The organism is Rhodanobacter sp. FW102-FHT14D06, from assembly GCF_043950705.1.
Lineage (GTDB): Bacteria > Pseudomonadota > Gammaproteobacteria > Xanthomonadales > Rhodanobacteraceae > Rhodanobacter.
Map to the genome: position 1 here is coordinate 260,431 of NZ_CP170722.1, position 18,867 is coordinate 279,297.

Here is an 18,867-nt window from a genome sequence, read left to right on the forward strand (position 1 = left end):
CCACAGTGGACCTTGAAAATGTGAATGTTCCATATGAAACCATTATCTACTCATGCATTTCATGCAGAAGACATTCCGGTTTGAAACGGATATTCACGTCATTCATGAATCAGCCAAGTTGGCGCATCGATCACTCACCATCGAAACAAAATGCGACGCGCCATCGCGCCGAATATCCGCCGCACCCACCGGAGTTTTGCCGCCTCCATCCTTCGCTGCCGCACGAGGCCTCGATGCGATCGGATTCAGGCCATGGATACCGGCTTTCGCCGCGGCCGCAGCGCAATTTCTTGCGGCACGCCGCCTCGCGAGGGCCGGCGTGAACGGTAGAGCCACATGACGCAATGCGCCGTTGTCGAAGGAAGCATTTGCGCGCGGCGCGCCGGAATTGTCAACCCGGACATCGGCACTGAAACGTGAAATGCCGATGAAATGGTTCACTGCCGGGACATGTGAATGAACATCCAATAAATCCATGCACTGGACAAATCACCCACGGCGCGGATTATTGGGCCGGCTCGATATTGCATCAATGCCATTATTCGATCCGAATGACAGGAGCAAATCCGACATGAACCGAGGTGCGCTTGCTGCAGTTCCGACGATGCCCCGCCGCCAGGTCCGCAACGACATCCGCCCGCAGGGCAAGCGCGGCAGGGCGCACGCCGCGGCGTCGATGCGCAGCGTGGCCGGCATGCTGCTGGTGGCATCGCTCGCCGGCTGCGTCTGGGCGCCGGGGCAGTCGATGTCGAAGAGCTCGCTCGGCGGCGAAAACAGCTACGTGACGCTGGTGCCGATCACGCCGAGCCTGGTCCAGACGCAGCAGCAGAACGCGGCGGCGGACACGACCTCGGCGCTGCCACCGGCGCTGCTGGACTATCGCCCGGAAGGCTACCGGATCGGCCCCGGCGACACCCTGCACATCACCGTGTGGGACCACCCGGAGCTGACCTCGCCCGCCGGGCAACAGCAGGAAACCGCCGCCAACGAGCGGCTGGTGCGGCCCGACGGCACCTTGTATTTCCCCTACGCCGGCGTGGTGAAGGTGGCCGGCATGACCATCGAGCAGGCGCGCCAGGCGATCACCTCGGGGCTGTCGCACTTCATCCGGGCGCCGCTGGTGGACGTGAGCGTCGCCGGCTACGGCAGCCAGCGCGTGGTGCTGGAAGGCGCCTTCGTCAAGGCCGGCGCGCAGCCGGTGACCACGGTGCCGCTGACGCTGGGCGAGGCGATCGGCGTGGCGGGCGGCGTGGACAGCAAGAATGCCGACCTCTCCAACGTGGTGTTGACGCGCGGAGACGAGTCCTACCACCTCGACCTGAGCCCGTCGCACGACGGCAAGGCGCTGGCCCGCAAGATCTACCTGCGCCCGGGCGACCGCGTGTTCGTGCCGTTCAACTTCGACCAGGAGGTCTACGTGATGGGCGAAGTGCTGCGCCCGCAGGCGCTGCGCTTCAACACCTCGAACCTCACCCTGACCCAGGCGCTGGGACAGGCCGGCGGCCTCAACGAGACCACCTCCAGAGGCATGGTCTACGTGGTGCGCGGCGCGCTGCACAAGGAGGACCCCAACCAGCGGCCGACCGTGTACGAGCTGGATGCGAAATCGCCTGCCGCGTTCGCGCTGGCCGACAGTTTCAAGGTGCAACCGGGCGACGTGGTGTTCGCCAGCGCGGCCGGCATCACTCGCTGGAATCGCTTCACCAGCCAGTTGTTGCCGCTCACCAGCGCGCTGAGCGCCACCGCGTCCAGCCAGTACTACCTCAACAACAGCAAATGACCGGGCTGGGCGGCGAAGGGTCGCGGAGTCGACCCCTCGCCGATGCGGCATGCCCCTCCACCGAGCCGTTCGTGTGGCATCTCGAACAGGCCGAGCAGCGTCACCGAATGATGCAGCGACCCGGGCTTGCGAAAGCATCGAGGCTGCCGGCGACGCGAAGAACAAGCAGGATTGCCATGACCTTCGACCCGCGGATACTCGAAAGCTGCGCGATCGCTACCGGCGTGTCGGCTGTCTCGCTGATGGCACTGCTGCCGCTCGGTCGCCGCCTGGGCCTGGTCGATTACCCGGACCAGGGTCGCAAGCGGCACGCCTTCGACACGCCGCTGGTCGGCGGCCTGGCCATCGCCATCGGCATGCTGGCCGGGTGGTGGCACGCGGATGTCTTCACCCCGTTCGAGGACGCCGTGATCTGGACCACGCTGATGCTGGTGGTGGTCGGCGTGGCCGACGACCTGCTCGACCTGCGCGTGTGGGTGCGCGTGGTCACCGAGCTGGCCGCCATCGCCATCGTGGTCATCAGCTCGGGCGTCTACATCCGTTCGCTGGGCATGGTGCATGGCCACGAACTCACGCTCGGCTGGCTGGGGATACCGTTCACCGTGGTCGCGGTGATCGGCCTGCTGAATGCGTTCAACCTCATCGACGGCATCGACGGATTGGCCGGCTGCCTGGCCCTGGTCGCCGCCGGCGGCATCGAGCTGCTCGGCCGCCACACCGGATCGAACCTGCAGTTCGCCGCGGTGGCGGTGATCGCTGCCGCACTGGTGCCGTATCTGGCGGCCAACCTGGGTCTGTTCGGACGCGTCGGCAAGGTGTTCCTGGGCGATGCCGGCAGCGTCATGCTGGGCTACCTGCTGGCCTGGTCGCTGATCGGCATGAGCCAGGGCCAGCCGCGGCAGCTCTCGCCCGGGCTGGTGCTGTGGTGCGTGGCGCTACCCGTGTTCGACACTTTGACCGTGATGTTCCGCCGCCTGCATCGGGGCGAGTCCCCGTTCACCGCCGATCGCGGCCACATCCATCACCTGCTGATGGATGCAGGCCTGAAGCCACGCGACACGCTGATCTGCCTGGTGGCGTTCGCCGCGATCATGCCGGTGCTGGGCCACGTCATCCACCAGCTTGCCGGCGCGCTGGCCAACGCGGTGGCCTTCGTCGTGCTGCTGGCCATGTATGCGCTGTTTACCGCTTGCCTGGGGCGGCGGCGGGAGATGGAACAGCCATCGCCGCGGATGGCCTCGCGCGTGCTCGCCGGCCCGGGCATGCCCGCGCGGCCTCCTTCGCGCATGCGCCAGCGCAGCGGTGAGGGCGCGCAACACGACGCACCGCCGCGCGTCCAGCGCAGCACCGACCTGCCGACCTGAATCTCGCCGCCCGCACCGGCGTGTTCACCGGCAGTCGCAGCGCGGGATCACGCACGCCGTTACCATGGGCACGAACTCCGTGCCAGACTCGCGCCCCGGAATCCGGCCGCGGGCATGTCGCCGGCCGGGCGCCTGCTCCCCTTCCAGATCCGATTGCATGAGTCACGACGACCACGCCAAGCACACCCCGTTCATGCGCCAGTACCTCGCCGCCAAGGCCGAGCACCCGGACGTGCTGCTGTTCTTCCGCATGGGCGATTTCTACGAGCTGTTCTACGACGATGCGCGCAAGGCGGCGCGGCTGCTCGACATCACGCTGACCCAGCGCGGGCAATCGGCCGGTGCGCCGATCCCGATGGCCGGCGTGCCATACCACGCGGCGGAGAACTACCTGGCGCGGCTGGTGCGCCTGGGCGAGTCGGTGGCGATCTGCGAGCAGATGGGTGACCCGGCACTGGCCAAGGGCATCGTCGAGCGCAAGGTGGTGCGCGTGGTCACCCCCGGCACGGTGACCGATGCCGCGCTGCTGGAGGAACGCCGCGACAACCTGCTGCTGGCGATCGCCGCCGGCGCGCGCGGCGATTACGGGCTGGCCTGGGTCGATCTTTCCAGCGGCCGTTTCCTGCTCAGCGAAGTGCCCAGCGCCGAGGCGCTGGCCGCCGAGCTGGCACGGTTGCAGCCGGCCGAGACCCTGGTCGGCGAAGACGTGGCCTGGCCGAAGCTGGTCAGCGCCCTGCCCGGCCTGCGCAAGCGTCCGCCGTGGCATTTCGACAGCGACGCGGCGCAGCGCGAACTGAACCGTTTCTTCGGCACCCACGACCTCGGCGGTTTCGGCGTGGACAAGCTGCCGCTGGCCGTGGCCGCCGCCGGTTGTTTGCTCGGCTACCTCGAGGAAACCCAGAAGAGCGCGCTGCCGCACCTCACCGGCATGGCCGTGGAAAGTGCCAGCGAGACGATCGCGCTGGACGCGGCCACGCGGCGCAACCTGGAGCTGGACACCCACCCGAGCGGGCGCACCGAACACACCTTGCTCGGCGTGCTCGACGAGACGGTGACGCCGATGGGGGCGCGAGCGCTGCGCCGCTGGCTGAACCGGCCGCTGCGGGCGCGCGAACTGCTGCGCCAGCGCCACCAGGCGATCGGCGCGCTGATCGACAATCGCCGTTACGACAACCTGCGCGAACAGCTGCGCGGCATAGGCGACCTCGAACGCATCCTCGCCCGCGTGGCGCTGCGCTCGGCGCGCCCGCGCGACCTGTCGACGCTGCGCGACGGCTTGCTGGCCGCGCCGGAGCTGCGGGCGCGCATCGCGGATCTGGACAGCCCGCTGCTGCACGCCCTGGTCGAACGTATCGGCGACCACGCCGACAGCGCCGCGCTGCTCGCCCGCGCCGTGGTCGAACAGCCGCCGGTACTGCAGCGCGACGGCGGTGTGATCGCCGACGGCTACGACGCCGAGCTCGACGAACTGCGCCGGCTGTCCACCCACGCCGACCAATTCCTGGTCGAGCTGGAGGAACGCGAGAAGGCCGCCAGCGGCATCACCACGCTGAAGGTCGGCTACAACCGCGTGCACGGCTACTACATCGAGATCACCAAGGCGCAGTCGGACAAGGCGCCCACGCACTACACGCGCCGGCAGACCACCAAGAACGCCGAGCGCTACATCACCGAGGAACTGAAGGCGTTCGAGGACAAGGTGCTGTCGGCGAAGGAACGCTCGCTGATGCGCGAGCGCGCGCTGTACGAGGCGCTGCTCGACACGCTCACCGAGAAACTCGAACCGCTGAAAACCGCCGCCGCCGCGATGGCCGAACTGGACGTGCTGGCCACCCTGGCCGAGCGCGCCGAAGCGCTCGACTGGAGCGCACCGCAGCTCACCGACGAACCGGGCATCGCGATCGAGCGCGGCCGCCACCCGGTGGTCGAGAAAGTCCGCGACGAGCCGTTCGAGCCGAACGACCTGAAGCTCGACGACACCCGCCGCATGCTGGTGATCACCGGCCCGAACATGGGCGGCAAGTCCACCTACATGCGCCAGAACGCGCTGATCGTGCTGCTTGCGCACATCGGCAGCTACGTGCCGGCGGCCAGCGCGGTGATCGGCCCGATCGACCGCATCTTCACCCGCATCGGCGCCGGCGACGATCTTTCGCGTGGCCAGTCCACCTTCATGGTGGAGATGAGCGAGACGGCGAACATCCTGCACAACGCCACCGCCGACAGCCTCGTGCTGATGGACGAGGTCGGCCGCGGCACCAGCACCTACGACGGTCTGGCGCTGGCCCGCGCCGCCGCCGTGCACCTGGCGCGGCACTGTCGCGCGTACACCTTGTTCGCCACGCATTATTTCGAGCTGACCGAACTGGCCGGCGAGTTCCCGGCGATCGCCAACGTGCACCTGGATGCGGTGGAGCTGCACGACCAGAAGCGCGGCGAGCAGCTGGTGTTCATGCACGCAGTGAAGGACGGCCCGGCCAACCGCAGCTTCGGTCTCCAGGTGGCCGCGCTGGCCGGCCTGCCGAAATCGGTGATCGCCGATGCGAAGCGCACGCTGGCCGAACTCGAGCGCGGCATGCACCGGCACGCCAGCGCAGCGCCCTCCGCTGAAGTTTCGCCGCAACTGGGATTGTTTGCGCCGGCGCAACCCTCGGCCGCCCAGCGCGAGCTGGAACGCATCGATCCGGATACGCTGACGCCGCGCGAAGCGCTGGAAGCCCTGTACCGGCTGAAATCGCTGGACTGAGCCGGCGCGCTGTCAAGCCACGCGATGCAGCGGCAGCGGCGCCTCGGTCGTTCCCGGCGTCCCGGCATCGGGCATGGCGATGTCGGGAATGCCGTCCAGCGCCTCCGCCGACAAGGCAGACAGCAGCGTGTTCTCCGCCACCGAGGTATCGCGGGCGGGCAACCGCCCGGCGGCCACCAGGCTGCCGATGCGCTCGTACACGTCGTCGCGGTCGAACGGCTTTTTCATGAAGTCGTCCGCACCGTAACGCTGCAGGTAGAACTGCTCGGTGGCCTGCTGGTTGCCGCTGATCATGATGATCGGGATGTCGCGCGTGGCCGGATCGTGGCGCAGCGCGCGCAGCACGCTGAAACCGTTCATGCCGGGCATCACCACGTCGAGGAAGATCAGCGCCGGCAACTCGCTGCGCGCCAGCTCGATCGCCGCCGCGCCGTCGGCCGCCTTCAACGGGTGGTAGCCATCCTGGCTGAGCATCTTGCCGAGCACGGCGCAGATCGTGGGCGAATCGTCCACTACCAGCATGCGCGCGCCCTGCGTGGTCTGCACGTGTTGCGGCTCGACCGCATGCCCGCCCAGCAGGCGCTTGATGAAGCCGATGCCACTGATGCGTGCCAGTCCGTCCATGCCTTCTCCCCGGGTCGTGAGTGGTGCGCGCGGGGCGCACTCGTGGATACAGGCGCATGCTCGCGCAGAGCGACGCAGCAATGTGCGACGCAGTACTCAGCCTGAACTTGTCAGCGCAAGTCCTTGATCTTCCGCAATTGCCGGCGCGCCTGCTTGTCGGGTCGATGTGCCGGATGATCGAGTGCCGCGCCGCTCAGGCGACGCTGTTCGCGCAATACCTCGGCGGCCTCGCGGCTGGCTTCGGTTTCCCGATACAGCCATTGCGCCTCGCTGGCCGGCCCGCGCCGCCAGGCCAGCGCGAGCACGTCCAGTTCCAGTCGCTCGTGCCCGCGATTGACCTGCATTCGATCGCCGACACGCACGGCGCGGGAAGGCTTGCAGCGCGCGCCATCGAGTTCCACGCGCCCGGCCTCGATCGCCGCGCGGGCGAGGCCACGGGTCTTGAAGAAGCGTGCCGCCCACAGCCAGATGTCGAGACGCAGCTCGCCGCGTTCCTCGGGCATGCCGTTCAGTTCGTTTCGCCCGGAGGCGGCACCAGGTCCTGCGGATCGGGCATGGCGATGTCCGGAATGGCCGCCTGCTCGTCGGCGCTGAGCACCGGCTCGGCCGCCGCCACCGGCACGCTGGTGCGCGGTCGCACCACCAGGCGGCCGGACTGGGTCAGGTGCTGCAGGCGCGCAAACACCTCGCCGCGGCCGAACGGCTTTTTCATGAAGTCGTCGGCGCCGAATCGCTGCACGTAGAACTGCTCGGTGGCCTGCAGGTTGCCGCTGATCATCACGATCGGGATGTCGTGGGTGAGCGCTTCGCGGCGCAACGCGCGCAGCACGGCGAAGCCGTTCATGCCGGGCATCACGATGTCCAGGAAAATCAGGTCGGGCAATTCGTTGCGGGCCAGCTCGATCGCGCTCTCGCCGTCGGCCGCCCTGAACACCACGTGGCCGTCCTGGGTGAGCATCTTGCCCAGCACCGCGCGAATGGTCGGCGAGTCGTCGACCACCAGGATGTGCGCTTCCTTGGGCACGCCACTGCGCGGCACCGCACGACGCTCGCCGTGTTCGTTGCCGAAAATCCGCCGTATCAGCTCAAAGCCGGACATGACGCGAGCCCCTTCCCCCGGGAAATCCCCGCCCAGTCTCGACGCAGCGCGGCCGCGACGCAAGCGTCCGCACCGCGTCGCTCACCACGCCGCGCCGACCATCAGATAGTTGGCCAGCGGGACGGTCAGCAGCGACAGCACGATGCCCGCGCCCAGCACGGTGTTGGCCAGCGCCGGGTCGAGCTCGTACTCGTCGGCCAGGATCGCCGCCGACACCATCGGCGCCATCGCCGCCTGCAGCACGCCCACCGTGAGCACCAGGCCCTCCACGCCCGCCGCCGTGCCCATCAGCCAGCACAGCAGCGGCGCCAGCAGCAGCTTCCAGCCCAACCCCCAGGCGGCCGCGCCGAGCTGACGCTGGCCGGGATGGAACTTGAACTGCAAACCGACCGAGAACAGCGCCAGCGGCGTCAGCGTGGCCCCGATCGGCGCGAACACCCCGTCGAGCCACTCCGGCCAGCCACCGAGGCGGCCCACCACGATGCCCAGCAACAAGGCCAGGAACGGCGGAAACGAAAACACGCGACGCAGCATCGGGCGCAGCTGCGGCGTGCGTCCGGAATAAAGCGACGCCACCACGATGCCCGCCGACGCCAGCACCGGAAACGCGCCCAGCTGATCGGCGACCACGGCCAGCGCCAGGCCGGCCTTGCCGTGCAGCGCCTGCACCATCGGATAACCCATGTAGGCGGTGTTGCCCAGCCCGCACACCAGGATCAGCGAACCGGTGCGCTGCCGCGACCAGCCCAGCCGCGGGCCGAGCAGGCCGAACAGCAACCAGGCGCCGCCGAAGGTGAGCCACATCGCGGCCACCACGAACCACAGGTCGGCGTTGAACTTCAGCTTCGGGATCAGCTCCAGCACCAGCGCCGCCAGCGCCACGTTCAGCACCCACCAGTTGATGCCTTGCACGATGCCCGCCGGCGGCCGCGCGAAACGCGCCACCAAGACGCCGAGCAGCAGGCAGACGAACAGCAGCAGCAAGGCACTCATGGGATGCGCACGGACCCGGGCAAAGAGCGTCATTAGACGCGAAAAACACCGTCGGCCGAAAGGCGCAGCGGCTGGGCGATAATCGTGCCGATGCCAAAGCCGACCGCCCCTGCAGACCCCGATCACCTCGTGCACGGCCTGGCCGGCGACGATATCGCTCCCGACTGGCCGGCTCTCGTCGCGCCGGAACTGCAGGTGCTGCTGAGCCGCTTTCCGCAAACCGGCGCCTTGCGGCGAGTCGTCTGGCACAGTCCGCGCCCGCTCTCGGCGGCCTGTCTGGTCGACACCGAAGCCGGCACGCTGTTCGTCAAGCGCCATCATCAACGGGTGCGCTCGGCCGCCACGCTGACGGAGGAACACCGCTACATCGCGCACCTGCGCCGGCACGGACTGCCGCTGGCCGACGTGTTGCGCGACGCCGACGGCGACACCGCCATCGCCATCGGCGACTGGGTCTACGAAGTGCATCGGCGCGCCGCGGGCATCGACCTGTACCGCGAGCTGGTCTCGTGGCAGCCATTGCCGAACCCGTTCCACGCGCGCCGCGCCGGCCGCATGCTGGCGCGGCTGCACGACGCCGGCGCCGACTACGCGGCGCCCCAGCGCAGCACCCACATTCTGGTGGCACGCAGCGAGCTGATCGCCGCTGCCGATCCGGTGGCGGCACTGGAATCGCAGTTGCCGCAGCGACCCGGCCTCGCCGATTACTTGCGCGGCCGGCCCTGGCAGCGCGAGTTCGCCGACCTGCTCGCGCCATGGCACGCGCGCCTGCAGCCAGCGCTGGCCCGGCAACCACGGCTGTGGACGCACGGCGACTGGCACGTCTCCAACCTCTGCTGGAGCGGCAGCGGCGACGACGCCGACATCACCGCCGTGCTCGATTTCGGCCTGGCCGCGGCGAACTGCGCGCTGTTCGACCTCGCCACCGCGATCGAGCGCAATGCGGTCGCATGGCTGGCGCTGGATACCGGTGCGGCGGCGATCCATCCGTCCATCGCCCGCGCGCTGATCGAGGGTTATCGGGAAATCCGCCCACTCGCCCGCGACGACCTGCAACTGCTGGCCGACCTGCTGCCGCTGGTGCACGTGGATTTCGCCCTGTCCGAAGTGGAGTACTTCCACGCCATCACGCAATCGACTGCGAGCGCCGACGTTGCCTACGACACCTTTTTGCGCGGCCATGCGGCGTGGTTCCGCACATCCGCCGGGCAGGCTCTGTTGCAAACCATCCGCGCCCTTGCCACCGGCGCGCAGGGCGATTCGGCAGGCCGCGCCCATTCGTGTTTCAATACGCATTCTTGAAGCGGGGGTGCCCGGCAAAACGCCGGGCTGAGAGAGTCCCTTGGAACCTGATCCGGTCAATACCGGCGTAGGGAGCTTGCAGAGTCGGATCGTTCTCGCGAACGTACCGGTTCGCCGTCGCTTCGTCCGCTACCCGAAGACGACGACGATGACCCGCACTCCCCTCGCCCTGGCCCTGCTTGCCGCCCTTGCCGCCAACGGCGCGGCCGCCACCGGCAGCGCCACCCCGCAACCCGATACCCCGCAGGCCGTCGACCTGGCCACCGTGCACGTGCGCGGACAGGCGCCGGAGCACCCGCGCGACAGCGGCCTCGACAGCTACGGCCGCGCCACGCTGCACGACACGCCGGCGTCGATCACCGTGGTGGCGCGCCAGCAGCTGGACGACCGGCAGATCCGCACGCTCAGCGAACTGGCCCGCGAGGATGCCGCGCTGGGCGACAACTACGCGCCGGTCGGCTACTACCAGGACATCGCGATCCGCGGCTACGTGCTGGACCCCGCTACCGGCTTTCGCAGCAACGGCCTGACCATCGCCGGCGAGCAGAAGGTGCCGCTGGAAGACGTGCAGCAGGTGCAGATCCTGAAAGGCCTGGCTGGCCTGGAAGCCGGCGTGATGGAGCCCGGCGGCGTGGTCAATTACGTCAGCAAGCGGCCGGCCGACGTGCGCAGCGTCACCCTGGGCACCGATTCGCACGGCTCGCGCCACGTCGCAGTCGACGTCGGCGGCTGGCTCACGCCGCAGTTCGGCGTGCGCGTCAACGCGGCCCACGAGGACATCCATTCGTATGTGCACCACGCCAACGGCCGACGCAGCATGCTGGCGCTGGCGGCGGACTGGAAGATCAGCGAGCGCACCACGCTGGAGCTGGACGGCAACTACCAGACCAGCGGCCAGCGTTCGGTGTCGGGCTACCAGTTGCTCGGCGGCACGACGCTGCCGGCGCACCCGGACGCCACGCGCATGCTGGGCTATCAGCCGTGGCAGCAGCCGGTGGGTATCCAGTCGTCCAACAGCAGCGTGCGCATCGAGCATGCCTTCAGCGACGACTGGCACCTGCGCTTCGCCGGCGGCCACAGCCGCAGCGTGATCGACGACAACGTAGCGTTCGCCTACGGCTGCTTCTACGCCAGCGAATGCGCCGACGGCAGCGTGCCCGGCTGGTTCTTCGCGCCCAACGGCGACTACGACATCTATGATTTCCGCAGCCCCGACGACACCCGCGTCAGCGACGAGGCCCGCGCCGTGCTCGAAGGTCGTTTCGCCACCGGCGCGCTGAGCCACGAGCTGAGCCTCGGCGCCAGCGCGTTCCGCCGCACCATCGACCGCCGCGCCTATGTCTACGACTACGTCGGCACCGGCAACATCGACCAGGCCGACCCACCCATCTTCGCGCCCTCGCCGAACCAGCCCGGCCCTTCGGTGCGCCGGCTCGCCAGTTGGCAGCATTCACTGTTCGCGCTGGATCGCGTGCACCTGGGCGAGCGCTGGCAGCTGATCGCCGGCGCCCGACTGGCACGCCTGCACGAGCGCAGCTACGACGACAGCGGTGCGCCCGAGCGCACCACCCGCTTGCGCAAGGCGTTGCCGCAGGCCGCCGTGTTGTGGCAGCCGAACGCACCGACCACCGTATACCTGAGCTACAGCGAAGGCCTGTCGCTGGGCATCGAGGCGCCGTACTGGACCAGCAACGGCGGCAGCACGCTGGGGCCGCGGCTGTCGCGCCAGCTCGAAGCCGGCGTCAAGCTGCAGGCCACCGATGCGCTGGCGCTGAGCGGCGCGCTCTACCGCATCCACCAGCCCGGCCAGTTCGCCCGGCCGGACGGCACGCCCGAGGGATTCACCTTCGTGCAGCAAGGCGATGAAGTGCATACGGGTGTCGAGCTGGGCGCGAACGGCCGGCTCGGCGACAACCTGCGCGTGATCGCCAGCGCCAGCGTCATCCAGGCCCGCGCCGAAGGCAGCGGCACCCCCGCGTACGAGGGCCACCAGTTGACCAACGTGCCGCGCCTGCGTACCGCCGTATTCCTCGACTACCGCCTGCCGTCCGCGCCGGCACTGAGCCTGCTCGGCGGCTGGCGCCACGCATCGGCCAACGTCGCCACGCCCGATGGCGCCGTGCGCGTACCGTCGTACGACGTGTTCGACGCCGGCCTGCGCTACACCACGCCGTGGCGCGGCCACGCGCTGACCTGGCGGTTGTCGGTGGACAACGTGTTCAACCACTTCTACTGGCGCGACACCGGCTCGGCCGGCGGCGATCGCTACCTGTTCCCGGGTGCGCCGCGGCTGGCGCGGCTCTCCGTCAGCTACGACTTCCAGTGATCTGGATCGAACTCGCCGGCGCGCTGATCAGCGCCTGGGCCGTCTGGCTCACCGCCAGGCGGCGGCCCTGGTGCTGGCCGGTCGGGCTGGTGTCGGTGCTGGTCTACGGCTGGATCTTCATCGACGCCAGGCTGTATTCCGACGCCCTGCTGCAGCTCGCCTTCGCCGGCCTGATCGTCTACGGCTGGCGACGCTGGCTGCAGAACCTGGACGACGACGGTCGCGTCCAGCTCGCCCCGCTGCCGCTGATGCAGGCGATCGTCCACCTGACCATCGGTACCGTCGCGGCATTGCTGCTCGGCTATTCGATGCATCGGTGGACCGATGCCGCGCTGCCCTGGCTGGACGCGGCACTCACCGCCTTCAGCCTGGTCGCGCAGTGGTGGCAGGGCCGCCGCCACATCGCGGCGTGGTGGCTGTGGATTGCGGTGGACGTGATCTATGTCGGCGAATACATCTACAAGCACCTGCTGATCACCTCGGTGCTCTACGCCGGCTTCGTGGTGCTGGCGGCGATCGGCTTGCGCGCGTGGCGGCAAGCCGGGCGCGCCGCTGCGGCGGCTTGATTTCACGGCACACGGTGCCCGTCGGGGCACAATGGGCGATTCCGCAACCAGGACGAAACAGCATGCCCGACCTGTCCCGTTTTCCGATCACCGCGCGCTGGCCCGCGCGGCACCCCGAACGCATCCAGCTGTATTCGCTCAACACGCCCAACGGCGTGAAAGCGTCGATCATGCTGGAGGAAACCGGGTTGCCGTACGAGCCGCACCTGGTCGACATCACCAACGACGAAAGCCACACGCCGGAGTTCCTGTCGATCAACCCCAACGGCAAGATTCCCGCGATCATCGACCCCGACGGCCCCGGCGGCGAGCCGCTGGCGCTGTTCGAATCCGGCGCCATCCTGCTGTACCTGGCCGACAAGACCGGCAGCTTCATTCCCGCCGAACCCGCGCGGCGCTGGGAGTGCATCCAGTGGGTGTTCTTCCAGATGGCGTCGATCGGCCCGATGTTCGGCCAGCTCGGTTACTTCAACAAGTTCGCCGGCAGGGAGATCGCCGACAAGCGCCCGCGCGAGCGCTACGCCAACGAATCGAAACGACTGCTCGCCGTACTCGAGGCTCGCCTCGCGGGCCGCGACTGGATCATGGGCGACGACTACGGCATCGCCGACATCGCCACGCTGGGCTGGGTGAACAACCTGATCACCTTCTACGAGGCGCGCGAGCTGGTCGACTACGACCGCCTCGTGCACGTGCCCGCCTGGCTGGAGCGCGGCATGGCGCGGCCGGCGGTGGCGCGCGGCCTGCAGATCCCGCGGCGCGGCTGAACCGGGCGCCTGCGGGCTGGACGAAGGTACGCGCCGGAGGCAAGCTTCCAGTCACGCGGCATCCAGTCGCGCTGCCGCAAAGTGGCCATCACCATGAACGACTCGATCGCCTCATCGTTGCTGCCCGGCCTGGCGCTGGCCTTGTGGTTGCTGGCCCCGGCGGCCGGCGCCCAGAACATCTACAAGTGCCCGCAGGCCGGCGGCGGCGTAGCCTATACCGATCACCCCTGTGCCGACGGCAAGGGCCAGCTGCTGCACCAGGCCGACGACAGCGAGGTGATCGACCGCTACCTGCGCCTGGGCCAGCACGACCTCGCCAGGCAGTACGCCCACGCGCGCCATCTCGACGCGTTGTACGAGGAGCGCGTGGCCGCCTATCGGCAGGCGCAGGAGGACGCCGAACAACGCCGCTACGACGAGGCCCTCGCCGCGCAGCAGCGCGAGGATGCCGCGCGCCTGCAGGCGCAGCTCGACCAGGAGGCCGAGCGCAACCAGTTGCAGGTCGAGAACGACACCCTGCGCCAGCAGAACGACCAGTATCGCGAGGCGTTGTCCCAGCCGGTGGACGACTACGCGCCGCTCTACTGGGGGGCGCCGGCGCCGCCGTATCGACACCGCCCGCACGACCACGACGGCGATCACGGCCATCGCTGGACGCCGCCCCCACCGCTGACCTACCAGCCGTGCACGCAACTCGCCGGCGGCCGGGTGCAGTGCTGAGGCCGCATCCGGACCACCGCCGCCGCTGAGGCGCGCAGGCGCCCGATTCAGCGCGCCGCTTGCGGTATGTCGGCACCCTGGCGGCGAACCCCCGGATCGTCCAGATGCTCGGCCTTCCACACCATCGCGCGATGGATGCGCTGCCAGCCACTGGGATGGTCGAAGAACAGGAACTCCTCGACCGGACCGGGATGCATCTTGCGGTACTCGGACAACTGCACCGCGACATGCGCAAAACCATCCGGCTGGCGTGCCGCGTTCAGGCCGAACGCGTCGGCCTCGGCCTCCATGCTGCGGGTGATGGTGTTGTTCACCGGCGTCATGAAGAACATGAAGATCGCGAACAGCGCCGCGATCAGCGGCAAGCCCGCCACGTCGCCCACGTCGCGCAACTGCCAGCGTTCGCCCCAGCGCCGCTGCGCCCAGCCGAAGCCCCAGCGCACGAAGGCGAAGCCGATCACGATGATGACGCCGAAGAACACGATGCCCTTGTAGATGTGGTTGAGCACGTAGTGGCCCATCTCGTGCCCGAGCACGGCCTTGATCTCTTCCGGCGAGCTGCGCTTGAGCAGGTTGTCGTTGAGGCTGATGCGGGTGGTGCCGAACATGCCGCTGACGTTGGCGCTGATGCGCTTGCTCTGCCGCGAGGCGTCGAACCAGTAGACGTCCGAGGCGGGGATGCCGTTGGCGCGCGCCATCGACAGGACCTGCTCCTTCAGCGGGCTCTCCGGCAGCGACTGGTAGGTATTGAACAGCGGCGAGATGTAGACCGGCGCGATGGTGGCCATGAACATCACGAACACGATGGCCACCCCCGCGCCCCACAACCACCAGGTGCGCGTGGCGCGCCGGATCACCGCATAGATCAGCACCAGCGCCAGCGTGCCGAAGATCAGCCCCACCGCCAGCCCCTTGGCCTGCTCGCCCAGCCAGCCGCCGAGGCCCAGATTCGACAAGCCGTACTGGTGCTCGCGGAAATAACCTTCGTACAGCGCCCACGGCAGGGTCAGCACGGTCGTCAGCACGATGTATTGGATCGCGTAGATCGCCGTCTGCAGCCAGCGCCAGCGGGTGAGTCGCTCGGCGAGGTTGCGCATGCGCGCCGAGAGCCGCGTGCCGAGCAGCAGCCACGCCACACCCAGGGCCACCAGCAGATCCCAGCCGGTCAGCCAGTAACCGCCCTCGAAGTAGGCATCGGAATTGGCCCGCTGCGCCGGCGTCAGCTCGGCCATGTAGGCCTGGGTGGCAGCATCGGCGTCGAACGCCGCCGCCGCGGAAACCGCCGGCGCCGGGGCCGCTGCGGTGGACGAAGGTATTGCTTGCGCGTGGATCGCGCCGACGACAAACCATGCAAGCAGCAGCACGCCGATCAGCTTCTTCATGACTCCCCCATCCCCATGTGGAGCCAGCACGCTAACCCAATCGCCGGAAGCCCGCCACCACGCCCGTCGCCGCGCCGGTCGCCTACAATGCGGGACACGACCCGCCGGATCGATCCATGCCCCCGCTCCGCCTCAAACGCTATCTGCTGACCGGCCTGCTGACCTTCATCCCGTTGTGGGTGACCTGGCTGGTATTCAATTTCGTGCTGGGCGTGCTGGCCGGGATCGGCGCGCCGATGGTCGAGGCCCTGCTCGGCACGCTGGCGCTGGTGGCACCGCGTGCCGCCGAGTCGTTGAAGATGGAATGGCTCACCTACATCGCCGCCCTGCTGATCACGCTGGGCTCGCTGTACCTGCTCGGCTTCGTGGCAAACCGGGTGATCGGCCAGCGCTTCCTCAATGCCTTCGACAACCTGCTCGCGCGCATCCCGCTGGTGCAGACCATCTACGGCGGCACCAAGAAGCTGATGGCGGTACTGCAGAACAAGCCCAGCGGCATGCAGCGCGTGGTGCTGGTGGACTTTCCGCGGCGCGGCATGAAAGTGGTGGGCTTCGTGACCCGGGTGATGATCGAGGAAGGCAGTGGCCGGGAGATCGCCGCGGTGTACATCCCGACCACGCCCAACCCCACCGGCGGCTATCTGGAACTGGTGCCGGTGGACGAGCTCGTCCCCACCGACTGGACCATGGACCAGGCCATGGCCTTCATCATTTCCGGCGGCGCGGTGGCGCCGGACAGCCTGCCGGCCGCGCCGGTCCGGCACGCCCTCAGCCCCTCACCCCCTGACCTTTGACACTGTCTGGCCCCTGTCGATTGGCCTAGCGTGAACGGCTGCGTCCGCGCGCCCGGGGAGCCTTTTGCGCGCGGCCATGTCCGCAACCTCAAACCGTCCAGATCCACCCATCGAGGGATATCCATGACCAAGCAGTACCTGAAGCCCCTGGCCCTTGCGGTCAGCCTGGCCCTGACCGTGAGCGCCTGCGGCAAGCAGGATGCCACCCCGGCCGATGCACCGGCGCCGACCGCCAGCACCGCACCGGCCGCCGCGGGCAGCACCGCGGCCGTCGACAGCAAGAGCATCTTCGACGTCAGCGAGCTGGGTGCGCCGGCCGAGGCGTGCACGGACTTCGACCAGTTCGTCAATGCCAAGTGGGTCGCCGCCAACCCGATCCCGAACGACCGCACCCGCTGGGGCGCGTTCGACAAGCTGGCCGAGGACAGCCTCAACACCCAGCACACGATCGTCGAGAACGCCGCCAAGGGCGCCGACCAGGCTGCCGCCGGCTCGATCGAGCAGAAGATCGGCAACCTGTACAAGTCGGGCATGGACGAAGCCGCCATCGACAAGGCCGGCTTCGACCCGATCAAGCCCAAGCTGGCCGAGATCGATCAGCTGAAGAACGGCAACGACGTGGCCGCCTTCCTCGACAAGAGCTTCGCCCAGGGCGACATGCTGGTGTTCCAGTTCGGCGCCGGCGCCGACTTCAAGCACGCCGAAACGCAGATCGGCTACACCTTCCAGGATGGCCTGGGCCTGCCCACCAAGGACTACTACACCGACCCGAAGCATGCCGACCTGCGCAAGGCCTACCTCGACTACATCGCCAAGACGCTGGAGCTGACCGGCGTGTCCGCCGCCGACGCCAAGAAGCAGGCCGATGAAGTGATGGCATTCGAGACCAGCCTGGCCGCCGCCTCGCTGGCGCCGGTCGAGCTGCGCACGCCGGAAAACCAGTACCACTTCGTGAGCGTGGCCGAAGCGGACAAGATCACCCCGCACTTCAGCTGGGAGAACTTCTTCAAGGCCCAGGGCGTGACCATCGACAAGGGCTTCTCGCTGTCGCAGCCGAAGTTCTTCGCCGAGTTCGACAAGCTGCTGGCCAGCGCGCCGGCCAGCCAGTGGCAGGCGTACCTGCGCTTCCACACCATCGACGGCGCCGCCGATGCGCTGAGCAAGCCGTTCCGCGACAACCGCTTCGCCTTCTACGGCAAGACCCTCTCCGGCCAGCCGGAGCAGAAGCCGCGCTGGAAGCAGGTGCTGAATGCGGTCAACAGCTCGATGGGCATGGCGCTGGGCGAGCTGTACGTCAAGCAGGAGTTCACCCCCGAGGCCAAGCAGCGCGCCGAGGAACTGGTCACCAACATCCGCAACGCGCTGAAGGCGCGCATCCAGAACCTCGACTGGATGAGCGACGAAACCAAGGCCAAGGCGATCGCCAAGTGGGACACCTTCCTGCCCAAGATCGGCTACCCGGACAAGTTCCGCAGCTGGGACGGCCTGACCATCGTGCCGGACAACTACTACGCCAACCTCGAAGCAGCGTCGAAGTTCAACTACGACTACGACATCGCCAAGATCGGCAAGCCGACCGACCGCAAGGAATGGGGCATGACGCCGCAGACGGTCAACGCGTACTACAACCCCACCGACAACACGATCAACTTCCCGGCCGCGATCCTGCAGCCGCCGTTCTTCGATGCCAAGGCCGACGACGCGATCAATTACGGCGGCATCGGCGCGGTGATCGGTCACGAAGCCAGCCACGGCTTCGACGACGAAGGCAGCCAGTTCGACGGCGCCGGCAACAACGTGAACTGGTGGAGCAAGGCCGACCGCGCCAAGTTCGACGCCCGCACGGCCAAGCTGGTGCAGCAGTTCAACGACTACACGCCGATCAAGGACAAACCCGACGCGCACGTCAACGGCAAGCTGACCCTGGGCGAGAACATCGCCGACCTGGGCGGCCTCAACGTCGCCTACGACGCCTTGCAGGTGGCGCTGAAGCAGCACCCGGCCGAAGCCACGCAGAAGATCGACGGCTACACCCAGGACCAGCGCTTCTTCCTCAACTGGGCGCGCGTGTGGCGCGGCAACATCCGCGAGCAGCAGGCGCTGCTGCGGCTGAACACCGACCCGCACGCCCCGGCCCCGCTGCGCGCGATCGGTGCGCCGTCCAACATGCCGGCGTTCGCGGCGGCGTTCCAGTGCAAGCCGGGCGACGCGATGGTGCGTCCGGCCGACAAGCAGGTGAAGATCTGGTAACCGCGCTCGTCGCAGCCGTTTGAGAACCGGGGCCCCGCATGCGAATGCGGGGCCCTTTTGCATGCCGGCCCCTGACCTTTGACACTGTTTGACCCATGACGTTTGGCCTAGCGTGAATCGGCATGGCCACGGCCTTGCCGGCCGTCGAACACCG

At 68.3% G+C, this 18,867-nt stretch carries 16 protein-coding genes and 1 riboswitch; of the genes, 10 read left to right on the forward strand and 6 right to left on the reverse strand.

Annotated elements, in window-relative coordinates:
* Positions 1-102 precede the first annotated feature (102 nt).
* The gene (locus ACFCQI_RS01360) at positions 103-477 is read right to left on the reverse strand and encodes a hypothetical protein (RefSeq protein ID WP_395119594.1); all 375 of its coding nucleotides are present in this window, start codon (positions 475-477) and stop codon (positions 103-105) included.
* A 127-nt stretch (positions 478-604) separates the two neighbouring features.
* On the opposite strand from ACFCQI_RS01360, the gene ACFCQI_RS01365 reads away from it, so the two are divergent.
* From ACFCQI_RS01365 to mutS, 3 genes are all read left to right on the forward strand, one after another.
* A complete protein-coding gene (locus ACFCQI_RS01365) occupies positions 605-1,780 on the forward strand; it encodes a polysaccharide biosynthesis/export family protein (protein WP_395119595.1) in 1,176 nt (391 codons plus the stop codon).
* A 176-nt stretch (positions 1,781-1,956) separates the two neighbouring features.
* Positions 1,957-3,144 (forward strand): MraY family glycosyltransferase, encoded by a 1,188-nt coding sequence (locus ACFCQI_RS01370; protein ID WP_395119596.1) that lies wholly within the window; start codon positions 1,957-1,959, stop codon positions 3,142-3,144.
* Between the two features lie 157 nt (positions 3,145-3,301).
* Entirely contained in the window at positions 3,302-5,890 is a 2,589-nt protein-coding gene (gene mutS / locus ACFCQI_RS01375; RefSeq protein WP_395119597.1) for a DNA mismatch repair protein MutS, read from the forward strand.
* A 12-nt stretch (positions 5,891-5,902) separates the two neighbouring features.
* On the opposite strand, the gene ACFCQI_RS01380 is transcribed toward mutS, so the two are convergent.
* From ACFCQI_RS01380 to ACFCQI_RS01395, 4 genes are all read right to left on the reverse strand, one after another.
* Entirely contained in the window at positions 5,903-6,514 is a 612-nt protein-coding gene (locus tag ACFCQI_RS01380) for a PleD family two-component system response regulator (protein ID WP_395119598.1), read from the reverse strand.
* 110 nt (positions 6,515-6,624) lie between these two features.
* On the reverse strand, positions 6,625-7,017 hold the full coding sequence (locus ACFCQI_RS01385; RefSeq protein WP_395119599.1) for an RNA-binding S4 domain-containing protein: 393 nt from the start codon (positions 7,015-7,017) through the stop codon (positions 6,625-6,627).
* 5 nt (positions 7,018-7,022) lie between these two features.
* On the reverse strand, positions 7,023-7,613 hold the full coding sequence (locus tag ACFCQI_RS01390) for a PleD family two-component system response regulator (protein ID WP_395119600.1): 591 nt from the start codon (positions 7,611-7,613) through the stop codon (positions 7,023-7,025).
* 81 nt (positions 7,614-7,694) lie between these two features.
* Positions 7,695-8,606 carry an AEC family transporter gene (locus ACFCQI_RS01395; RefSeq protein ID WP_395119601.1) on the reverse strand — a complete coding sequence of 304 codons (912 nt, stop codon included), beginning with the start codon at positions 8,604-8,606 and terminating at the stop codon, positions 7,695-7,697.
* A gap of 90 nt (positions 8,607-8,696) precedes the next feature.
* On the opposite strand from ACFCQI_RS01395, the gene ACFCQI_RS01400 reads away from it, so the two are divergent.
* From ACFCQI_RS01400 to ACFCQI_RS01420, 5 genes are all read left to right on the forward strand, one after another.
* The gene (locus ACFCQI_RS01400) at positions 8,697-9,908 is read left to right on the forward strand and encodes a phosphotransferase enzyme family protein (protein WP_395119602.1); all 1,212 of its coding nucleotides are present in this window, start codon (positions 8,697-8,699) and stop codon (positions 9,906-9,908) included.
* Positions 9,902-9,999: riboswitch (TPP riboswitch) on the forward strand. Its footprint overlaps the gene before it by 7 nt.
* A gap of 57 nt (positions 10,000-10,056) precedes the next feature.
* Positions 10,057-12,234 carry a TonB-dependent siderophore receptor gene (locus ACFCQI_RS01405; protein ID WP_395119603.1) on the forward strand — a complete coding sequence of 726 codons (2,178 nt, stop codon included), beginning with the start codon at positions 10,057-10,059 and terminating at the stop codon, positions 12,232-12,234.
* A complete protein-coding gene (gene pnuC / locus ACFCQI_RS01410) occupies positions 12,231-12,800 on the forward strand; it encodes a nicotinamide riboside transporter PnuC (RefSeq protein WP_395119604.1) in 570 nt (189 codons plus the stop codon). Before ACFCQI_RS01405 ends, pnuC begins: the two co-directional genes overlap by 4 nt.
* Positions 12,801-12,862: 62 nt before the next feature.
* Positions 12,863-13,567, forward strand: coding sequence for a glutathione S-transferase N-terminal domain-containing protein (locus ACFCQI_RS01415; protein ID WP_395119605.1), 705 nt, complete (start codon positions 12,863-12,865; stop codon positions 13,565-13,567).
* A 93-nt stretch (positions 13,568-13,660) separates the two neighbouring features.
* Positions 13,661-14,287, forward strand: a complete 627-nt coding sequence (locus ACFCQI_RS01420) for a DUF4124 domain-containing protein (protein ID WP_395119606.1) — start codon at positions 13,661-13,663, stop codon at positions 14,285-14,287.
* Positions 14,288-14,334: 47 nt separating this feature from the next.
* Here the strand turns inward: ACFCQI_RS01420 and ACFCQI_RS01425 are convergent, their stop codons facing one another.
* On the reverse strand, positions 14,335-15,669 hold the full coding sequence (locus ACFCQI_RS01425) for a M48 family metallopeptidase (RefSeq protein WP_395119607.1): 1,335 nt from the start codon (positions 15,667-15,669) through the stop codon (positions 14,335-14,337).
* Between the two features lie 116 nt (positions 15,670-15,785).
* Between ACFCQI_RS01425 and ACFCQI_RS01430 the strand changes: the two genes are divergently transcribed.
* Together ACFCQI_RS01430 and ACFCQI_RS01435 are read left to right on the forward strand one after the other, a co-directional pair.
* On the forward strand, positions 15,786-16,463 hold the full coding sequence (locus tag ACFCQI_RS01430) for a DUF502 domain-containing protein (protein WP_395119608.1): 678 nt from the start codon (positions 15,786-15,788) through the stop codon (positions 16,461-16,463).
* 123 nt (positions 16,464-16,586) lie between these two features.
* Positions 16,587-18,713 carry a M13 family metallopeptidase gene (locus tag ACFCQI_RS01435; protein WP_395119609.1) on the forward strand — a complete coding sequence of 709 codons (2,127 nt, stop codon included), beginning with the start codon at positions 16,587-16,589 and terminating at the stop codon, positions 18,711-18,713.
* The last annotated feature ends 154 nt before the right edge of the window (positions 18,714-18,867 follow it).